Origin of the sequence: Onishia taeanensis (genome assembly GCF_013349955.1) — a bacterium.
Lineage (GTDB): Bacteria > Pseudomonadota > Gammaproteobacteria > Pseudomonadales > Halomonadaceae > Onishia > Onishia taeanensis_B.
This window is the reverse complement of sequence record NZ_JABVXC010000003.1, coordinates 281,160-298,200: the sequence shown is the minus strand read 5'-3', so window position 1 is coordinate 298,200 and position 17,041 is coordinate 281,160. Positions and strand designations below refer to the sequence as shown.

The following is a 17,041-nucleotide window of genomic DNA, read 5'->3' as shown; positions in this document are numbered from 1 at the left end:
CAGGGTTTATTTCCTTGTAACCAGCCCCCGTCAGAGCGTCAAGTGGGCATCCCACAGGCCGCGTGAGGACCGTCATGAATTTCTGCAGCCAGTGCGGGCAAAATGTCCGTTTTGCCATTCCCGAGGGCGATGACCGCCCGCGCTTCCTGTGCGATGCCTGCGGTACCATCCACTACCAGAATCCGCGCATCGTCGCTGGCACGCTGCCGGTGAGCGGCAGCAAGGTGTTGCTGTGCCGGCGCGCCATTGCACCCCGCAAGGGTTACTGGACGCTGCCGGCGGGCTTCATGGAAAACGCCGAGACCACCGTCGAGGCAGCGGCCCGTGAGACTCGCGAGGAGGCCTGCGCCGAGGTCGAGATTCACGATCTCTACACCATGATCAATCTGCCGCATATCGACCAGGTGTTCATGATCTTCCGCGCCGACCTCGCCGGTGGCTTCGGCGCCGGCCCCGAGAGCCTGGAAGTGGCGTTGTTCGAAGAGCACGAAGTGCCCTGGGACGAGCTGGCCTTCCCGACGATCGAGCGTACCCTGCATCACTTCTTCAATGATCGGGGCAGTGAGCAGTACCCGCTGCATATTAGCGATATCACGCCCGAGGATCGCGAACGCTACTTTGGTAGCGCTTGATCATCGACATGGCCTGACATAGCCCGAGCCTGATGAAGTATCATACCTGAATCAATGGTCGGCCTTGCGGTCGGCCTGATGCAATTCCGACCTTGCGCCTTTTCTAGCGAGCCCCTGTTGCTGCTCGCCTGGCTGTACCTTGTTCCCTAGCTTGGCCAGTGCAGTAGCAGCGCGATCACCGCGAAGTGCCCCGGATACCAGGCAAGCCAAAGCCGTCGTGGCATCGCGTAGATGACTCGCGGCACCCAGCGCCAGGCACCGGCGGCCAGCAGCACCAGCGTCAGAGTGGTCGCCACGGTGAATCCTTTGGCCATCTCGGAGCTGTTCATCAGGCCGGCGTTGAGCAATACCGGCAGTGCGGATGCCGCCGCTGCCAGGCCTGTGAAACGGTCTGCGTCGGAGCCGGCGACACCGGCGAAGGCCAGCATGTATAGCGGAATCATCACCAGACCCTGGTGGCCGTATTCTACCCAGTCCCCCAGCACCCACCAGGCCACGCCCAGCATTACCAGGCTTGCGATCGCAAGGCCCTTGGGCGTCGAGGCTATACGAGACTGATCGAGTGGTCTGTGGTGGCTGCTAAAGGGCTGAAACGCTCTATCGTTAATAGACAGATCCCGAAATACCTGATTCCGAAATACCTGATTCCGAAATACCAAGTCACGAAGCAAGATACCGGCCGCAAGCCCCGCCGCCAGGGTGAAGCAGATGTTCAGCTGAAAGCCGTCACGCGGCATGGTCATGTAGGGCAGTTGGGCGACCAGGCCGATGATCAGGATGCGCTTCGCATAGCGCAGTGGGCTTCGGGTATTGAACAGGCCGTGCCAGGCCACCATGGCGGAAAACAACGGGAAGGCAATGCGGCCGATCGATGAGCTCGCCCAACCGGCGTCCCAGCTGTTGGGCAGCAGGTAGCGGGTGATGTGATCCACTGTCATGGTGATCAGCGCCAGCCACTGGCCCCAGCCGGTCCAGTGCGACATCATCGCCCGCTTGGAAGGCGGTCTTCTGGCGCTGCGCTGGCCGCCCGCGGCCCGACCGTCCGCGGCCCGACCGATATCCTCAGGCACGATGACGCTCATCATCGAAGGCCGCCATCAGCTCGCTACGCACATCGTCTACCCAGGCACTGGGTTTCATGTAGACCCAGGCGCTGTGCCGCTGGCCCTGATTGTCGGTGATGGCCAGGCGGCGACGTCGATAGCCGTCGTGATCATTGATGCGCTCGAGGCGATCGAGTGCATCGAGGGTTTGATTGTCGACCCGGTAGAGCTCCCCCGCCACCAGATAGCCCTGGCCTCTGGCTTCGACCAGCACCGGTCGAAAGTCCTCACCATGCAGCACCAGCGGGTAGGCATCGCAGGTCGTGCCAATATCGACGAACTCGGCATCGGCGAGATGGTCGGCATGATTCCTGAACCCGCGCTTCAGTGTTCCGTAGACGAACATCAGATGAGGCATGGCGGCTCTTCCTTGTGCGTAGTGGAGCATGTACTGGCGGCCCTTGTACTCGATCCATATTACGCCTGTATGCTGGCGGCGCCCAACTGTAGCGTCGAGGCGACTATCAGATCAGCGCACCCGCCAGCGACCTGAGGTCGCTGGCGATAAGGCATTGTGCCTGCCGCTTGGCCGGCTGATTCAGGCGCGGCCAGGTCGTTGATGGCTTACTGGGTGGCGTTGCTGCCAGACGCTTTCGAGGTGGTGGGCTCCTGCATCTCGGTGGCTGTCTCGTCGATCTCCTCTAGGCTTGCGTTCGAGGCGTCGCTCGGGGTCGTCTCGGCCGCGGCGTTCTCCTTGGGTTCGAGCATTTCTTGCTGGGCTTCCTGCAGGCTCTCGTCGCTGGAAGTGCCGCTGGATACCGGTTCCAGCACCAGGGTGATGGGCGTAGTCGCGGCATCGGAGCCGATCTCGACGACGTGGCGCTCCTTGGTGGTCCAACGCAGGGTGCCGTCACCATCATGCAGGTTCGCCTGGAGATTGTAGGTGTGGTCGGCGTTCACCGCCGAGGCGTCGTAGTCGAGGGCAAACTCGACGGGCTCACCGGCCTTGGGAGTTACCGCGGTCTCGCTGATTGGGGCAGCATCCGCCTTGGCGACGTCTTGAAGGCTGACCGTTACCTCTGCGTCTTCCGGCAGCGGCGTCTCGGTGGCGGAAAATTCCAGTTTGCCTTGCAGGGTCCGGCTGGCCTGCTGCTCGCTCTCCTGGGACTGCTCGATCTCCTGGGATTGCTCGGCTTGGGGCGTCTCGTTTTGGGCGGCCTGCTCGGTGTCGTCTCCGTTGTCGCAGCCGGCCAGGATCAGGGTGCCGGTGAGACTCGCTGCAATGACAAGGTGACGTTTCAGTTTCATGGCGGTTCTCCTTCGGCACGGTGTGCCTTGGTGTCCTTGTGGAAGCGTTGGCCGCGATAGCGGCGAGCGCACGAGCATGATCCTAACAAGGCAATGCGCAGGAAGGGTGAAATCATCTGTCGCCCGAGGGCGACGCTGCCTCTAGCGGTCTGCCATAGTGGTCTCGGCCGCTGTTCTCGAATGGTTTCTCTCATGGCCGTTGCGTCTGGTGCCGCGCTGGGTGCTCGGCTATTGCCCGTCCTGGGCGGCCATCAGGCTTGGGCGATGCCCGGCACGAAGCAGCCGCAGACCGTTGGCCACCACCAGCAGGCTGGCCCCCATGTCGGCGAACACCGCCATCCACAGGGTCGCCTGGCCGGTGAAGGCCAGCGCCATGAAGATGGCCTTGAGGCCGAGGGCAATGGTGATGTTCTGGATCAGCACGGCACGGGTGGACCGTGACAGCTTCAGAAAGGTGGGCAGCTTGCCCAGGTCATCGTCCATCAGCGCCACATCGGCGGTCTCGATCGCCACATCGCTGCCGGCGGCACCCATGGCGAAGCCGATGTCCGCCCTGGCGAGCGCCGGGGCATCGTTGATGCCGTCACCGACCATGCCGGTCACGCCATCTTTCGCGTGGGCTTCGATGGCGGCCAGCTTGTCTTCAGGCAACAGTGCGCCTCTGGCTTCGTCGATACCGGCTTCGGCGGCGATGGCAGCAACGGTGTGGCGATTGTCACCGGACAGCATCAAAGTGCGCACACCGAGTTCATGCAGGCTGCTGATGGCGGCGAGGCTGGTGGGTTTCAAGGGGTCCTGAACGGCGAACAGCGCCAGCACGCGGGTCGTGTCGCCGAGCATTACCACGCTTGAGCCCTGACGCTCCAGCGTCTCAAGACGTGCTTCGAGGGCGTCGTTCGTCAGGCCGCGTGCCGCCAGTAGCCGGCGGTTGCCAAGCCACAGTGAGGCACCTTCTAGTTCACCTTCCACCCCCATCCCCGGACGTTCCCGAAAGGCATCGACATCCTGCGCCCCGGCGACATCTGCAAGCTCGCCATGGATGGCCCTGGATACCGGGTGCGTCGAGCGCGCGGCGAGGCTGGCTGCCTGACAGGCTAGCCATGCCCGGTTGGCGTCGTCTTGCTTGGTAGTCGACGGGTCACCCAGGTCGTCACCTAAGCCATCATCCAGTGCGGTCCAGTGAGTCAGGCGAGGCTGCCCCTGGGTCAGCGTGCCGGTCTTGTCCAACGCCAACCAGCGAAGCGCTCGACCCTGCTCGAGAAAGCGTCCGCCCTTGATCAGAATGCCCGAACGGGCGGCGGCGGAAAGCCCACTGACGATGGTCACCGGCGTGGAAATCACCAGTGCACAGGGGCAGGCGATCACCAGCAGCACCAGTGCCCGGTAGATACCATCGATCCAGGCGACCTGCATGGAAGTGAGGAGCCCCAGCAGGGGCCAGGCCAGGGCGGTGAGCGCGGCGATGGCCAGTACGGCCGGTGTGTAATAGGCGGCGAACCGGTCAATGAAGCGCTGGGTAGGCGCACGGCTGGCCTGCGCTTCTTCCACTGCATGGATGATGCGGGCCAGGGTGGTGTCATTGCAGGGCCGGGTGGTGCGGTAGTCAAAGTCGCCTTGGCGGTTAATGGTCCCAGCGAAGACCGTTTCGCCGAGGCCCTTGTCGCGAGGCAGGCTCTCGCCGGTGATCGGTGACTCATCCAGCGTCGGCTGGCCTCGGACGATCTCGCCGTCCAGGGGCAGGCGCTCGCCGGGCAGGACGCGAATCACCTGACCCACCGCGACGGCCTCGGCAGCCACCGTCTCCCATTCGCCGTTTGGGGCCTGACGCCGTGCCTTGTCGGGGGCGGTATCCAGCAGGTCGCGGATGGCGCGGCGAGCGCGGTCCAGGGAGCTGGCCTCGATGCGTTCGGCCAGGGTGAACAGGACCATAACCATGGCGGCTTCGGACCAGTGGCCAATCATGATCGCACCGGTCACCGCTACGCTCATCAGGGCATTGATGTTGAGGCTGCGGTGGCGAAGCGCTACCCAGCCCTTGCGCCAGGTGGGCAGGCCGACCAGGCCAATGGCGGCTAGCGCCAGCAGCGGCATGAGCCAGGTCGCGGCGGCTGAGCCGGTCCAGCCCACAAGTTCAGCCCCCAGCGCCAGCGCGGCGGCGATCAACAGCTTACCCCAGCGGGAGGTGAACGATTCTGGCGCTGCTGGCGAGCCTTTTGCGGAACCGTCGGCCTCGAGCGGTTGAGGCGTCATGCCCAACTCACGAACCCGTGCTGCCAGGACATCAGGGTCGCTCTCCACGTGGTGGATGCTCAGCACCCGAGCCATCAGGTCGAAGTCCAGGGCGACGACGCCAGGCGCCTCAGCCAGCGCCTTGCGCAGCAGGGCTTCCTCGGTGGGGCAGTCCATTTCCTCGATGCGCAGACGCAGGGTCGTGCTGCCTGGCGGTGCACTCTGGGGCTGTCTGCTGCCTTGCCCCCCTGGCGAAGCGCCGCAGCAGCCGCCAGGGTCATGGTCGTTCCTATGGTCATGGCTAGTGTCATGCCTGTGATCGTGATCAAGTTCTTGGGAACGGTCGTGGGAAGGGGCGTGAGCAGGTTGATGGGCGTGCTCATGTACGTGATCACTGGGCATCGTGAACTCCTTGGGTCGAATCTTGCCCCATGACAGACCCTATAGGCAGTATAGGGTCAAGTCTTGCAGGAAAGTCCCTCATCCCGGCCCTTGATTTCAGCCCTTCATTCCCGCCCAGGAGAACGTGACCATGAAGATCGGTGAACTGGCAAAGCGTAGCGGCTGTCGCGTCGTCACCATCCGCTATTACGAACGTGAAGGGCTCTTGCCCGAGCCCGCCCGTACGGCGGGCAACTACCGGCTCTACGGCGAGACCCACGCCGAGCGGCTGGCCTTCATCCGGCATTGCCGGGTGCTGGATATGACCCTGGACGAGATTCGTGCCCTGCTGGATTGCCATGACCACCCGGAACAGCCTTGCCACGAGGCCGACGCCCTGATCGATGCCCACCTGACCCACGTGGCGGATCGCATTGCCAAGCTGCAGGCCCTCGAGCAGTCGCTCGTGGCACTGCGGGCACGCTGTCAGGGCCAGCGCCCCGCCAGTGAGTGCGGCATTCTCAAGGAGTTGTCCCGGCCCCCGGGAGACGAGGTCGGCCTGGTTTCAGGGGAGGAGAGTGGTCATGTGCCTGGGGTGCATCCGCCCCGGGAGCATCCACTCCGGGAGCATCCACGGGGCTGAATGGCTAGCCAAGAGACCGGCTACTGGTAGACGTCGATACAAACGCAAACGGCCCCGAACGTATCGGGGCCGCTGTCTTGCCAGGCAAAAGCTGAGGCTTACGCGTCGCGACTTACTTCGCGCCGAAGTAGTCGCTGTAGATGTCCTCGTAGGTGCCGTTGTCCTTCAAGGTGGCAAGCGCCTCGTTGAAGGCGTTAGCCAGCTCTTCGTCGCGCTGGCGGAAGGCGATGCCGAAGCCGTCACCGAAGTATTCCTTGGGCTCGGTGATCATTTCGCCGATGACCTTGTAGTTGCCGGCGTTGCTGTCGATCAGCGTCGCCTTGCCAACCGGGAAATCGAGGAAGACGATGTCCAGGCGACCGGCATCCATGTCCAAGACCATGTCGTCCGCGGTGGCGTAGCGGTTTACGTCGGCCACGTCGCCGAAGTTGTCGGTGACATAGTTGTCCTGCAGGGTACCGCGCTGCACACCGATGGTCTTGCCTTCCAGCGTCTGCGGATAGGGCACTTCGATGTCGCTGGAGGCCGGAGCGAACCAGGCGGACGGCGGCGTGAAGTACGGGTCGGAGAACAGCACCTGCTTGCGGCGATCGTCGTTGATGGTCATGGACGACATGATGGCGTCGTACTTGCGGGCCATCAGGCCGGGGATGATGCCGTCCCAACCCTGCACGACCCACTCGCACTGAATGCCGATCTCGGCGCAAAGCGCATTGCCCAGCTCGATGTCGAAGCCGGTCAGCTCGCCATCGGGTGTGCGGAATTCCATCGGTTCGTAGGGGACATCGACGCCGATGCGGATGTCGCGGACGTCGGCGTTGGCGCTGCCGGCGAAGAGGGTGGCGCCGATCAGGCTGATGCCGAGGACTGTCTGGATCTTCATGGAGGATGTCTCCGTTATTGTAGTGAATCACCTCGTGGGTGATGTCCGCCGCCCAAGATAGCGCACCCCGGGTACGGTCGGAAGGGGAAAGCAGGTGCAATATTACCCTGCTTTCCAACGCTTGTTTGACGCTAAGCCGTTACTGTCCCGATGGTTTGAGGTGCGCCAGAAGGCGCTTCTCGAGATAGCGGAACAGGTAGAGGATGCTGAAGGTCAGGCAAAGATAGATCGCTGCCACGAACAGGAACGCATCGAAGGGCGCATAGAAGCGCGCATAGACGAAGCGGGCCGCCCCGGTCAGATCCATGATCGTGACCACGCTGGCGATCGCGCTGGCATGCAGCATGAAGATCACCTCGTTGCCGTAGGCCGGCAGGGCGCGACGGAAGGCGCTGGGCAGCACGATGCGCCGCATCATCAGCCACCAGGACATGCCATAGGCACGGGCTGCCTCGATCTCGCCTCGAGCGGTGGACTTGATGGCGCCGCGGAAGATCTCGGTGGTGTAGGCGGCGGTGTTCAGCGTGAAGGCGATCAGCGCTGGGACGAAGGGTTTCTCGAGGATCACCCACAACCAGGTGTCCTGAATGCCGTCGATGAAGACCACCCCATAATAGATCAGGTAAAGCTGCACCAGTAGCGGCGTGCCACGGAACACATAGCAGTAGAAGAAGATCGGCATCTTGATCCACTGATGCTTGGAGCCGCGCCCGATGGCCAACGGCACCGCCAGTACCAGGCCGATGATCAGCGACAGAAATACCAGCTGGACGGTGGTCGTCAAGCCTTCGCCGTAGTAGGAGAGGGTCTGCAGGGTGAAGATGGTGTTGTCGGCCAGCAGCCCCTCGATCCAGGTCGTGAGCGATTCCATTAGTTGCTCTCCCCAAAGCCGACGTCATAGCGTTTCTGCAGCCGAGCGAAGCCCCACTCGGAGACGCTGGCGATCAGTAGATAGATGCCGGCAACGATCAGCATGAAGGTGAAGGGCTCGCGGGTGGCCTTGGAGGCCTCGGCGGCCACGCGCACCATGTCGGAAAGCCCGATCACCGACACCAGCGCGGTGGTCTTGAGCAGTACCATCCAGTTGTTCGACAGGCCTGGCAGCGCATGGCGCATCATCAGTGGGAAGCGGATGCGCCGAAACACCAGCCAGTTGGTCATGCCATAGGCGCGACCGGCCTCGATCTGGCCGTTATCGACCGCCATGAAGGCGCCACGGAAGGTCTCGCCCATGTAGGCACCGAAGATCAGGCCGATGGTCAGTACCCCGGCCACGAACTCGTTGACGTTGATGAAGATGTCGATATCGAACTGGTAATAGAGCCAGTCGGTGACCTGGTTGATACCGATCTGGCCGCCGAAGAACAGCAGCATCATCAGCACCAGGTCCGGCACGCCGCGGATGATGGTGGTGTAGAGGGTACCGATGCGATGCAAAAGCCAGCTGCGCGACATCTTTGCGCTGGCGGTGAGCAGGCCGAGTATCACCGAGAGAATCAGCGACAGTACCCCTAGCTGGATGGTGATCATGGCGCCTTCGAACAGGCGCGGGCCGTAGCCATGCAGGTCGATCATGTGTGTCTCCTTGTCCCGAGGCAGCGCATCAGTGCTTGGGCGCCAGGAACTGCTTGAGGCGCTCGGACTTGGGGTTGCCGAGTACCTCATCGGGAGGCCCGGCTTCTTCGACCTGACCCTGGTGCAGGTAGATCACCTCGGTGGAGACATCACGGGCGAAGGCCATCTCGTGGGTGACCACGATCATGGTGCGGCCTTCCTTGGCGAGGTCGCGCATGACCTTGAGCACGTCGCCGACCAGCTCCGGGTCCAGCGCCGAGGTCGGCTCATCGAACAGCATCACTTCGGGGTCCATGGCCAGCGCCCGCGCGATGGCGCCGCGTTGCTGCTGGCCGCCGGACATCTGCGCCGGATAGTAGTCGGCGCGCTCGGCCAGCCCAACCCGCTCGAGCAGCTCCCGGGCATGTGCGATGGCGTCCTGCTTGGACTTGCCGAGCACATGGATCGGCGCCTCGATGATGTTCTCGAGCAGCGTCATGTGGGCCCAGAGGTTGAAGCTCTGGAAGACCATCGACAGCTTGGCACGCATGTCGACTACTTGTTTCCAATCGGCCGGTTCGCGACCGTGCTTGGTCATCTTGAAGCGGATGTCTTCGCCGTGGACGACCAGATCGCCTTCGTCGGGTTGTTCGAGCAGGTTCATGCAGCGCAGGAAGGTGCTCTTGCCGGAACCGGAGGCACCGATCAGGGTGATGACATCGCCTTTCTTGGCCTTGAGCGACAGGCCTTTCAGCACTTCGGTATCACCGAAGCGTTTCTTGATGTTACGTACTTCCAGGGGAATAGGCGTAGCGGCCATGGATTCGAGCTCCAGTGCAGGGGGCCTCGTGCCGGGGATGACGGCAGGGCAGGGAGTCAGCGTGGCTGGCGCGAAAAGGGGGCGATTCTATCAGCCCAAGAACGGCGTTTCAGAATCTATCTTAGTTGGCGTGCTACGACTTTTGTCTAGATCGGGCGCGTGGGGAAACATGGGGAATTCCTCTAACTTGTTGTTTTAATGTATATAATTCTAATGATTTTGAGTCGGGTGTTTGTGTCGCAGCCTATCGGCCGTCGCCGACAGGCGTAGGGTTCCTGGTGTTGTTGATCCTTCGCCGGTCTCAGGTCGGCGGCGCCACCTCGACGACCAGCAGCGCGGCACGTGCGCCGACCTCTACCTTGGCATTGGGGAAGACCACCCGCTGCGGATGCTGTCCGACCACATAGTCACCGGCCTTGGCATCACGGGCGAGCCGTTCGCCGGGGGCGAATTCGTTGAAGTTCGGCGTGGCCTCATCGAAACACAGGGCGAAGTCCTCGGATTCACGCATGAGCTCATGCTCGACACGAAAGAAGCTCATGGCCTGGGTTGGCGCCCCCGGTGGCGCATGACCTTCGGTCAGCGCCTCCAGCAGTGCGCGCATGGGGCGCAGGGCGCGCAGATCATTTTCGCCGAACGGAGCGACGCGACCAAGCTCCAGGGTAAACGCCTGTGCGCCATGGTAGTGGCGCGAGTAATGAGAGAAGGTCCAGCTATGACAGTGCTGATGGAGCACCGCCTGGATGCCGGCCCCGGATAGCCACTGCCACTGGGCGGCCTCGGTGGCTACGGCTTCGGTGAAGGGCTCCACCGCGAAGCGCGGATAGCGACTGTCGCGGATCGCCGTGTGCAGGTCATAGTGCAGCGCTGGCAGTGTCGCATGTCGGGTGAAGAAGTCATCCACGGCCGCCATCAGGGTGCGGGCCCGGTCCGGTTCCTCGCCGCTCGCGGTGAGATCGCGCTTGAACAGCCGGTTGAGGTTGGTGGTGATGAAGCGCTCGCCGGCCCGCAGCGCTGGCGGGTTGCCGATCAGGATCAGCACCGGTGCGCCGAGGCGGATCAGACCGGCCTCGAGACGCGAGATCAGCTCGCCGATGAGTTCCACCGGCGCCGTCTCATTGCCATGCACCGCTGCCGACAGCACACAGGCCCGAGCGTCGGGCTGCACCTGATTGGGAATAAGTTCGAGGATGCCGGGGCCGTGCAGCCGGTAGTGCCCGAAGGGCAGGCGTCCATGATCGCTTGATGGCGCGACGTCATCGAGCAGTTGATTGAGCCAGTTATCCAGCATGCGGAATCCCAGCATGGTGCGCACGGCTGTTGGTGAGGATAGAGGCCGTGGTCAGCAGCGGCTTACAATAGGAAGCGGGAGCGTGCGAGTCAAAAGTCATGTAGACGCCTGCTTGTCGGATTGTTGGCATGAGATTGTTGTCATGATGGCCGTCTTGAGACAGTCGCCGGGCGACGATTGAGCACCACTTTCCGAATCCATTGTAGTGGCGACAAGGCCAGACGTCGGGCTGATGAAAATGATCGGTGCGAACGTGAAAGCGAGAGCAGCTGGGAGTGAGGCGAGGTGGGGAGGCAAACAAGCCAGGCGTCCTGTGCAGACCGCCTGGCTGTTGGGGCATGGCGTCGGTGTGACAAACTTCGCGCTCAGGTGCCGCGGGCGCCTGTATAGATCGTATAGATCGATTGACTGGCGGTCATCAGCAGCCGATTGCGATCATCGCCGACAAAGCAGACGTTGGCGCAGACTTCCGGCAGCAGAATGCGACCGATCAGCACGCCATCCGAAGCGAAGATGCTGACGCCGTCGGCGCCTTCTCCGCCAGATGTACCGACCCAGAGGTTGCCATCCATGTCGACCGTCATGCCGTCATAGCCTTCGCTTTTACTGGCCACCAGACGGTGCGCCTTTTCGAGACGCTTGCCATCGTCTGCGAGGGTGAAACGGTTGATGGTGGCGGGTTGGTCGGGGTAGTGAGAGGGTGCCGTATCGGTCACATAGAGCGTCTTGCCATCCGGCCCCAGGGCAATGCCATTGGGCTTGTAAAGCTCCGTGGTCAGCACCTTGGGCTGGTCCATGCCGTCTTCCCAGTAGTAAACGGCAGTATCCAGCTCCAGCTCGCGGCGATGCCCCTCGTAGTCGACGTGAGCACCATAGCCGGGGTCCGTGAAGATGATACCGCCACTTTTCAGTGTCACGAGATCATTTGGGGCGTTGAAGCGCTTGCCGTTGAACTGATCGGCCAGCACGCTGACGCTGCCATCCCATTCATAGCGCACCACCCGCGCGGGGGAATGCTCGCAGGCCACCAGGCGCCCTTGGGCATCGAAGGCATTGCCGTTGGAATGACCGACCTCATGGCGCAGCACGCTGACCTGGCCGGTAGCCTCGTCCCAGCGCATTTGGCGCGCCCTGGGGATATCGCTGAACACCGCATAGCGGCCCACGGCATTCCAGGCCGGCCCCTCCAGCCACAGCCCACCGCTCCAATGGCGCTCGAGTGGTGAGTTGAACAGCATGTAGCGATCGAAGCGGTCGTCCAGAGATTGCCAGGCCTCGATCGGATAGCGTGATGGCGGGGCGCCGGTAAGCCCTCCTGCCATGATGCTTGGCGCGGTCATGGCCGCGCCGAGGGCGGCCGAGCCAGTGAGAAACTGGCGCCTACCTAGCTGATGTCCGAGAAGTCGTGTCATGAGCTGTTCCTTTGCTGTGAGTGAACCGACTTTGCCGGTGCCATTTCTAGCGTATGTTGAATCCTTATTTCCGTATGTCAGACATTGTGTGTAGTCAGCGATCTGTTGGCTGGGTAGTGCATGCAAGACGAAAGGCTAAAGATCCCTATGCCATGCGCCGATATTGCTTCTTGCAGAAAACCTTAGGACGCAAGCACTAGGAGCCATTCGGGCTCAGAGTGAAAGGGAGTATCAATGAGATGAGTACGAGTGGAGCAGTTGCCTTGCATGATGCGTCGCATGCCGACACAGGGGCGTCAGCGGCATCAAGGGGAAGGTCCGTCAGAACGACGAAGTGGACACTCAAGCGCAAGATGTGGCTGACGCTTGCCCTGATGTGGGTGGTGATGATTGGCATCGTCTTCAGTATGGCGTTGCAGAACCGAGACGTGATGTATGAAGAGCGCCAGCAAGCCCTGTCGAGCACCATCGGCATGGTGCACACCCTGCTAGACGGCTACGCCGAGCGTGTCGAGTCCGGCGAGTTGAGTATGGACGAGGCCCAGCAACTGGCGGTCTATGACCTGGATGCCATGCGCTTCGGGGCCAACCGCTCAAACTATGTTTTCGTGTTCGATGCGCAGGCCGATATCGTCTACCACCCGCGTCGGGATGCGGGCTCCGATATGAGTGATTATCAGGACCCCAACGGTGTGGCTGTCTATGGCGAGCTCGCGACGCTCGCGGGCAACGGCGGGGGCTTCTTGCAGTATCACTCCTTGCGTAGCAAAGATGATGGCTCCTCCCTGCTCTCCAAGGTTAGCTATGTCGAGCGGTTCGAGCCCTGGGGCTGGAATATGGCGGCGGGGGTCTATACCGATGACATCCAGGCGGCTTTCTACAAGAAGCTAGGCCAATACACCATCATTCTGCTGATCGCCGGTGGTGCCCTTACGGCCGCCTTCCTGCTGTTGATTAAAAGCGTATACCGCAGCCTGGGCGGCGAGCCGAAGCTGGCGGCAAGCGTCGTGAGTCATATCGCCCAAGGGGATCTGACCCAGCCCACAGCGCTGCGGCAGGGCGATGAAAGCAGCCTGATGTATGAAATCGAACGCATGCGCCTGGAACTGTCGGCGATGATCGCGAAGATTCGCCAGTCCAGTGAGTCGATCGATACGGGGACCAGTGAAATTGCCCAGGGCAACAACGACCTTTCCGCTCGCACCGAGCAGCAGGCGGCATCGCTTGCAGAAACCGCCTCTAGCATGGAAGAGCTGACCGCTACCGTGCGGCAGAATGCCGAAAACGCTGAGCATGCCAGCCAGCTCTCGTCTTACACCACCGAGTCGGTGGCCAGCGGCCAGCAGACCATTTCTCAGGTGGTGGCGGCGATGGGGGAAATCCGCGAGAGCTCTCAAGAGATCGCCAGCATCATCACCATGATCGACGACATCACCTTCCAGACCAATCTGCTGGCGCTCAATGCCTCGGTCGAGGCGGCAAGAGCCGGCGAACAGGGACGCGGCTTTGCCGTGGTGGCCAACGAAGTGCGTAACCTGGCCGGTCGTTCGGCCAGTGCTGCCCGGGATATCCGAACCCTGATCGAGCGGTCGACGGAACAGGTCGGGTCGGGCGTGAAGCTGGTCGATCAGGCCGATGCCGGCATGGTCGACATCCGTGACAGCGCCCAGAAGGTCACCGATCTGATGAAGGAAATTTCGGCGGCGTCCAATGAGCAGTCATCGGGCATCGAGCAGGTCAACCAGGCGGTCAGCCAGATGGATCAGGTGACCCAACAGAATGCGTCACTGGTGCAACAGGCAGCCGCTGCTGCGAGCTCTCTGGAGTCCCAGTCCACGGACCTCTACAAGTCCGTCGGACACTTCCGCGTGCCTTCCAGCGCCTGATACGCAAGCCTTTTGATTCGGCGCCATCATATCCCCCGGCAGCAAATGCCGGGGGATTTTTCATTGGGGCAATGAGTGGGCCGATCAGCGATTCGGGCAGGCCTGGCCCTGCTCGACTTCGATCAGGTCATCGACGGCAAAGTCGAGTTCGGCGGCGCGCTCCACCAGCGCTTGATAGGTGTCCGGGGCAATCGTTGGGGTACGGGCCAGGATCCACAGATAGTCGCGATTGGGGCCGGCCACCAGAGCGTGCTGGTAGTCGGGGTCGAGTTCCAGCACGTTGTACCCCCCATAGAAGGGGCCGAAGAAGCTGACTTTCAGGCGTGCCACGCTCGGCTCATCAATGAAGTAAGCCTTGCCTTCGGCCACGTTGGGCTCGCCGGTCTCGAGGTTCACGCCTGCGTTGATCACCTTCACCCCGCCGTCATCGCGCAGGGAGTAGTCGGCGGTCACGCAGTCGAGTCCTTCTTCGAAGCTGTGATCGAGTCGCGCGATCTCGTGCCAGTGCCCAAGATAACGGTCCAGATCGAAGCCCGTGACCGCCTGAGTGCCTTCGGGGATGCCGGTGCACCCGCTAAGCAGTCCCCCGGCGACGAGTGGCAGGGCGACGGCGAAGCGGCGAGGCGAGGACCGACGAGTCAGATCACAAAGCGGCATGGCGGCTCCTGGACGGTAGGTAATGAGCCTTCATCATAAGCGATTCATGATATGACGCCAGGGCCGTCGGCCGTCCTGGGGTATCAGCCGGCAGCGATCCGCGCGGCAATCGCCTGGCCCAGCGCCTGGGTAGAGCCCGTGCCTTGAAGGTCAGGAGTCAGCACTGCGGTATCCCCCGCGGCGAGGACAGCCTCGAAGGCGGCAACGATGGCATCGGCGGCTTCCTTGTGCCCCAGATGTTCTAGCATCATGGCGCCGGACCAGATCTGGCCGATGGGGTTGGCGATATGCTTGCCCGCGATATCCGGTGCGCTGCCGTGCACCGGCTCGAACAGGCTCGGGAAGGTGCCCTCCGGGTTGATATTGGCCGAGGGGGCCACACCGATGGTGCCGGTGCAGGCCGGGCCCAAATCGGAGAGGATGTCGCCGAACAGGTTGCTGGCCACCACTACGTCGAACCAATCGGGGTGCAGCACGAAATTGGCGGTCAGAATGTCGATGTGGAACTGATCGACGTTGACGTCTGGGTAGTGTTGGCCCATGGCGGTCACACGTTTGTCCCACCAGGGCATGGTAATGGCAATGCCGTTGGACTTGGTGGCGGAGGTCAGCTTTTTCCTGGGGCGGGTGGCGGCCAGGTCGAAGGCATACTTGAGCACTCGGTCGACGCCGTGGCGGGTCATCACCGTTTCCTGAATCACCACCTCGCGGTCGGTACCCTCGAACATGGTGCCGCCGACGCTCGAATACTCGCCTTCGGTGTTCTCGCGCACCACGTAGAAGTCGATATCACCCGGTTCACGGCCCGCCAGCGGGCTCTTGATACCGGGCAGCAGGCGGCAAGGGCGCAGGTTGACGTATTGATCGAACTCGCGGCGAAACTTGAGCAGTGAGCCCCAAAGGGAAATGTGGTCGGGCACCTTGTCCGGCCAGCCGATGGCGCCATAGAAGATGGCGTCGAACTGGGCGAGGGTCGCGTGCCAGTCGTCCGGCAGCATCTGGCCGTGTTCGAGATAGTAGTCGCAGCTGGCGAAGTCGAACGGCTCGAGCTGAAGCTCGATGCCGAAGCGTTTGGCGGCAGCCTCAAGAGCGCGCACGCCCTCGGGCATGACTTCTTTACCGATGCCGTCACCGGCGAGTATGGCGATACGATGGCTCATGGGTGTCTTCCTTGAATGGGGTGAGTGGCGAGTCCCTCAGTCTACCCGCACCCGTTCGCTGCATAATCAGGCTATAATGCAAGTTATTGTTGCGTTCAAGTGGAGAATGCATTCGTGGCCCAACTCGATGATCTGGCTTTTTTCCTGCGACTGGCCCAATGCGGCAGCTTGACCGCCACCGCCCGCGAGCTGGGCCTCTCGCTGTCGGCGGTCAGCAAGCGCCTCAAGCAGATCGAATCGCGCCTGGGGGTAGAGCTTGCCAACCGCACCACCCGTCGCCTGACGCTGACCGCCGAGGGCGAGCTCTATTGTCGGCGTGGTGCCCTGATCCTCGACGACCTTGGTGAGCTGGAGGAGACCATCGGCGACCGGCGTGCCGATCTCTCGGGTCGCCTGCGTATCAATGCCACTTTCGGCTTCGGCCGCTGCCATGTCGCGCCGCTGCTGTCGTCGTTCTGCCAGCATCACCCGGCCCTGTCCGCTTGGCTTGAACTGACCAACTTCCCCATGAACCTCAGCGATCAGGGTTTCGATATCGGCATTCGGGTGGGGGAGCCGCCGGATTCGCGGCTGGTGGCGCGGCGAATTCTCGCCAATCGTCGCCTGCTGTGCGCGGCGCCGTCCTATTGTCAGGCCATGCCAAGACTCGAGGTGCCAGCGGATCTGGGGCACCACCGCTGTCTGGTGATTCGTGAGAATGACAGCGACTTCGCTCTGTGGCGCTTTGAGCCCCGCGGTGAGGCAGGGCAGACGCGCAGCGTCAAGGTCGGCGGCGAGATGGCGAGTAACGACGGTGAAGTGATCACGCAGCTGGCGATCGATGGCCATGGCGTCATGCTGCGTTCCTGGTGGGACGTGCATGAGCATCTTGCGGCGGGGCGGCTGGTCGAGTTGATGCCGGGCTGGCAGGGCGTCAGAGCCGATTTTCATGCCGTCTTCGATCAACGCCGCCATGTGCCACAGCGGATTCACACCTTCATCCACTATCTCGAGCACTCGATGGTCGACCGGGTGCCGCCACTGCCTGAGTTTCCACAGGTGCCACCGGTGGGTTCCCCAGCCCCTTAGGGCGCGGCGTTACCATGATCGATTTCCTGCTCTTGTTCCTGTTCTTGTTCATGTTCCTGGCGCTGGCTTTGGCA

16 protein-coding genes are annotated in these 17,041 nt (G+C 62.3%); 4 read left to right on the top strand and 12 right to left on the bottom strand.

The annotated features are described in order from the left end of the window. The first annotated feature begins 74 nt into the window (after positions 1 to 74). Positions 75 to 632, top strand: coding sequence for an NUDIX hydrolase (locus tag HUS66_RS06065; RefSeq protein WP_175070049.1), 558 nt, complete (start codon positions 75 to 77; stop codon positions 630 to 632). 146 nt (positions 633 to 778) lie between these two features. On the opposite strand, the gene HUS66_RS06060 is transcribed toward HUS66_RS06065, so the two are convergent. The 4 genes from HUS66_RS06060 to HUS66_RS06045 form a co-directional block, all read right to left on the bottom strand. Next, positions 779 to 1,618 (bottom strand): TraX family protein, encoded by an 840-nt coding sequence (locus HUS66_RS06060; protein WP_175070123.1) that lies wholly within the window; start codon positions 1,616 to 1,618, stop codon positions 779 to 781. Positions 1,619 to 1,694: 76 nt separating this feature from the next. Continuing rightward, the gene (locus HUS66_RS06055; RefSeq protein ID WP_175070048.1) at positions 1,695 to 2,093 is read right to left on the bottom strand and encodes a gamma-glutamylcyclotransferase family protein; all 399 of its coding nucleotides are present in this window, start codon (positions 2,091 to 2,093) and stop codon (positions 1,695 to 1,697) included. A gap of 206 nt (positions 2,094 to 2,299) precedes the next feature. Further along, a complete protein-coding gene (locus HUS66_RS06050) occupies positions 2,300 to 2,983 on the bottom strand; it encodes a YbaY family lipoprotein (protein ID WP_175070047.1) in 684 nt (227 codons plus the stop codon). Between the two features lie 228 nt (positions 2,984 to 3,211). Beyond that, a complete protein-coding gene (locus tag HUS66_RS06045) occupies positions 3,212 to 5,614 on the bottom strand; it encodes a heavy metal translocating P-type ATPase (RefSeq protein WP_175070046.1) in 2,403 nt (800 codons plus the stop codon). Between the two features lie 130 nt (positions 5,615 to 5,744). Here HUS66_RS06045 and cadR point away from each other — a divergent pair, with 130 nt between their 5' ends. After that, positions 5,745 to 6,236, top strand: coding sequence for a Cd(II)/Pb(II)-responsive transcriptional regulator (gene cadR / locus HUS66_RS06040; protein ID WP_175070045.1), 492 nt, complete (start codon positions 5,745 to 5,747; stop codon positions 6,234 to 6,236). 112 nt (positions 6,237 to 6,348) lie between these two features. Here the strand turns inward: cadR and HUS66_RS06035 are convergent, their stop codons facing one another. The 6 genes from HUS66_RS06035 to HUS66_RS06010 all read right to left on the bottom strand — a co-directional run bounded on the left by HUS66_RS06035 (position 6,349) and on the right by HUS66_RS06010 (position 12,196). Continuing rightward, positions 6,349 to 7,113: a transporter substrate-binding domain-containing protein gene (locus HUS66_RS06035; RefSeq protein WP_175070122.1), complete on the bottom strand. Its 765-nt coding sequence runs from the start codon at positions 7,111 to 7,113 to the stop codon at positions 6,349 to 6,351. A gap of 145 nt (positions 7,114 to 7,258) precedes the next feature. After that, positions 7,259 to 7,990, bottom strand: coding sequence for an ABC transporter permease (locus HUS66_RS06030; protein WP_175070044.1), 732 nt, complete (start codon positions 7,988 to 7,990; stop codon positions 7,259 to 7,261). Continuing rightward, a complete protein-coding gene (locus HUS66_RS06025) occupies positions 7,990 to 8,694 on the bottom strand; it encodes an ABC transporter permease (protein ID WP_175070043.1) in 705 nt (234 codons plus the stop codon). Before HUS66_RS06025 ends, HUS66_RS06030 begins: the two co-directional genes overlap by 1 nt. A gap of 28 nt (positions 8,695 to 8,722) precedes the next feature. After that, complete coding sequence (locus tag HUS66_RS06020; RefSeq protein WP_175070042.1) at positions 8,723 to 9,493, bottom strand: ABC transporter ATP-binding protein; 771 nt, start codon at positions 9,491 to 9,493, stop codon at positions 8,723 to 8,725. Between the two features lie 301 nt (positions 9,494 to 9,794). Continuing rightward, positions 9,795 to 10,784: a succinylglutamate desuccinylase gene (locus HUS66_RS06015; RefSeq protein WP_175070041.1), complete on the bottom strand. Its 990-nt coding sequence runs from the start codon at positions 10,782 to 10,784 to the stop codon at positions 9,795 to 9,797. A 365-nt stretch (positions 10,785 to 11,149) separates the two neighbouring features. Continuing rightward, positions 11,150 to 12,196 carry an SMP-30/gluconolactonase/LRE family protein gene (locus HUS66_RS06010; protein WP_175070040.1) on the bottom strand — a complete coding sequence of 349 codons (1,047 nt, stop codon included), beginning with the start codon at positions 12,194 to 12,196 and terminating at the stop codon, positions 11,150 to 11,152. A gap of 353 nt (positions 12,197 to 12,549) precedes the next feature. On the opposite strand from HUS66_RS06010, the gene HUS66_RS06005 reads away from it, so the two are divergent. Beyond that, positions 12,550 to 14,082 carry a methyl-accepting chemotaxis protein gene (locus HUS66_RS06005; RefSeq protein ID WP_175070039.1) on the top strand — a complete coding sequence of 511 codons (1,533 nt, stop codon included), beginning with the start codon at positions 12,550 to 12,552 and terminating at the stop codon, positions 14,080 to 14,082. Positions 14,083 to 14,166: 84 nt separating this feature from the next. Here the strand turns inward: HUS66_RS06005 and HUS66_RS06000 are convergent, their stop codons facing one another. Further along, entirely contained in the window at positions 14,167 to 14,739 is a 573-nt protein-coding gene (locus HUS66_RS06000) for a lipocalin family protein (protein ID WP_175070038.1), read from the bottom strand. A gap of 83 nt (positions 14,740 to 14,822) precedes the next feature. Beyond that, the gene (locus HUS66_RS05995) at positions 14,823 to 15,899 is read right to left on the bottom strand and encodes a tartrate dehydrogenase (protein WP_175070037.1); all 1,077 of its coding nucleotides are present in this window, start codon (positions 15,897 to 15,899) and stop codon (positions 14,823 to 14,825) included. Between the two features lie 114 nt (positions 15,900 to 16,013). Between HUS66_RS05995 and HUS66_RS05990 the strand changes: the two genes are divergently transcribed. Then, on the top strand, positions 16,014 to 16,967 hold the full coding sequence (locus tag HUS66_RS05990; RefSeq protein ID WP_175070036.1) for a LysR family transcriptional regulator: 954 nt from the start codon (positions 16,014 to 16,016) through the stop codon (positions 16,965 to 16,967). Positions 16,968 to 17,041 lie beyond the last annotated feature (74 nt).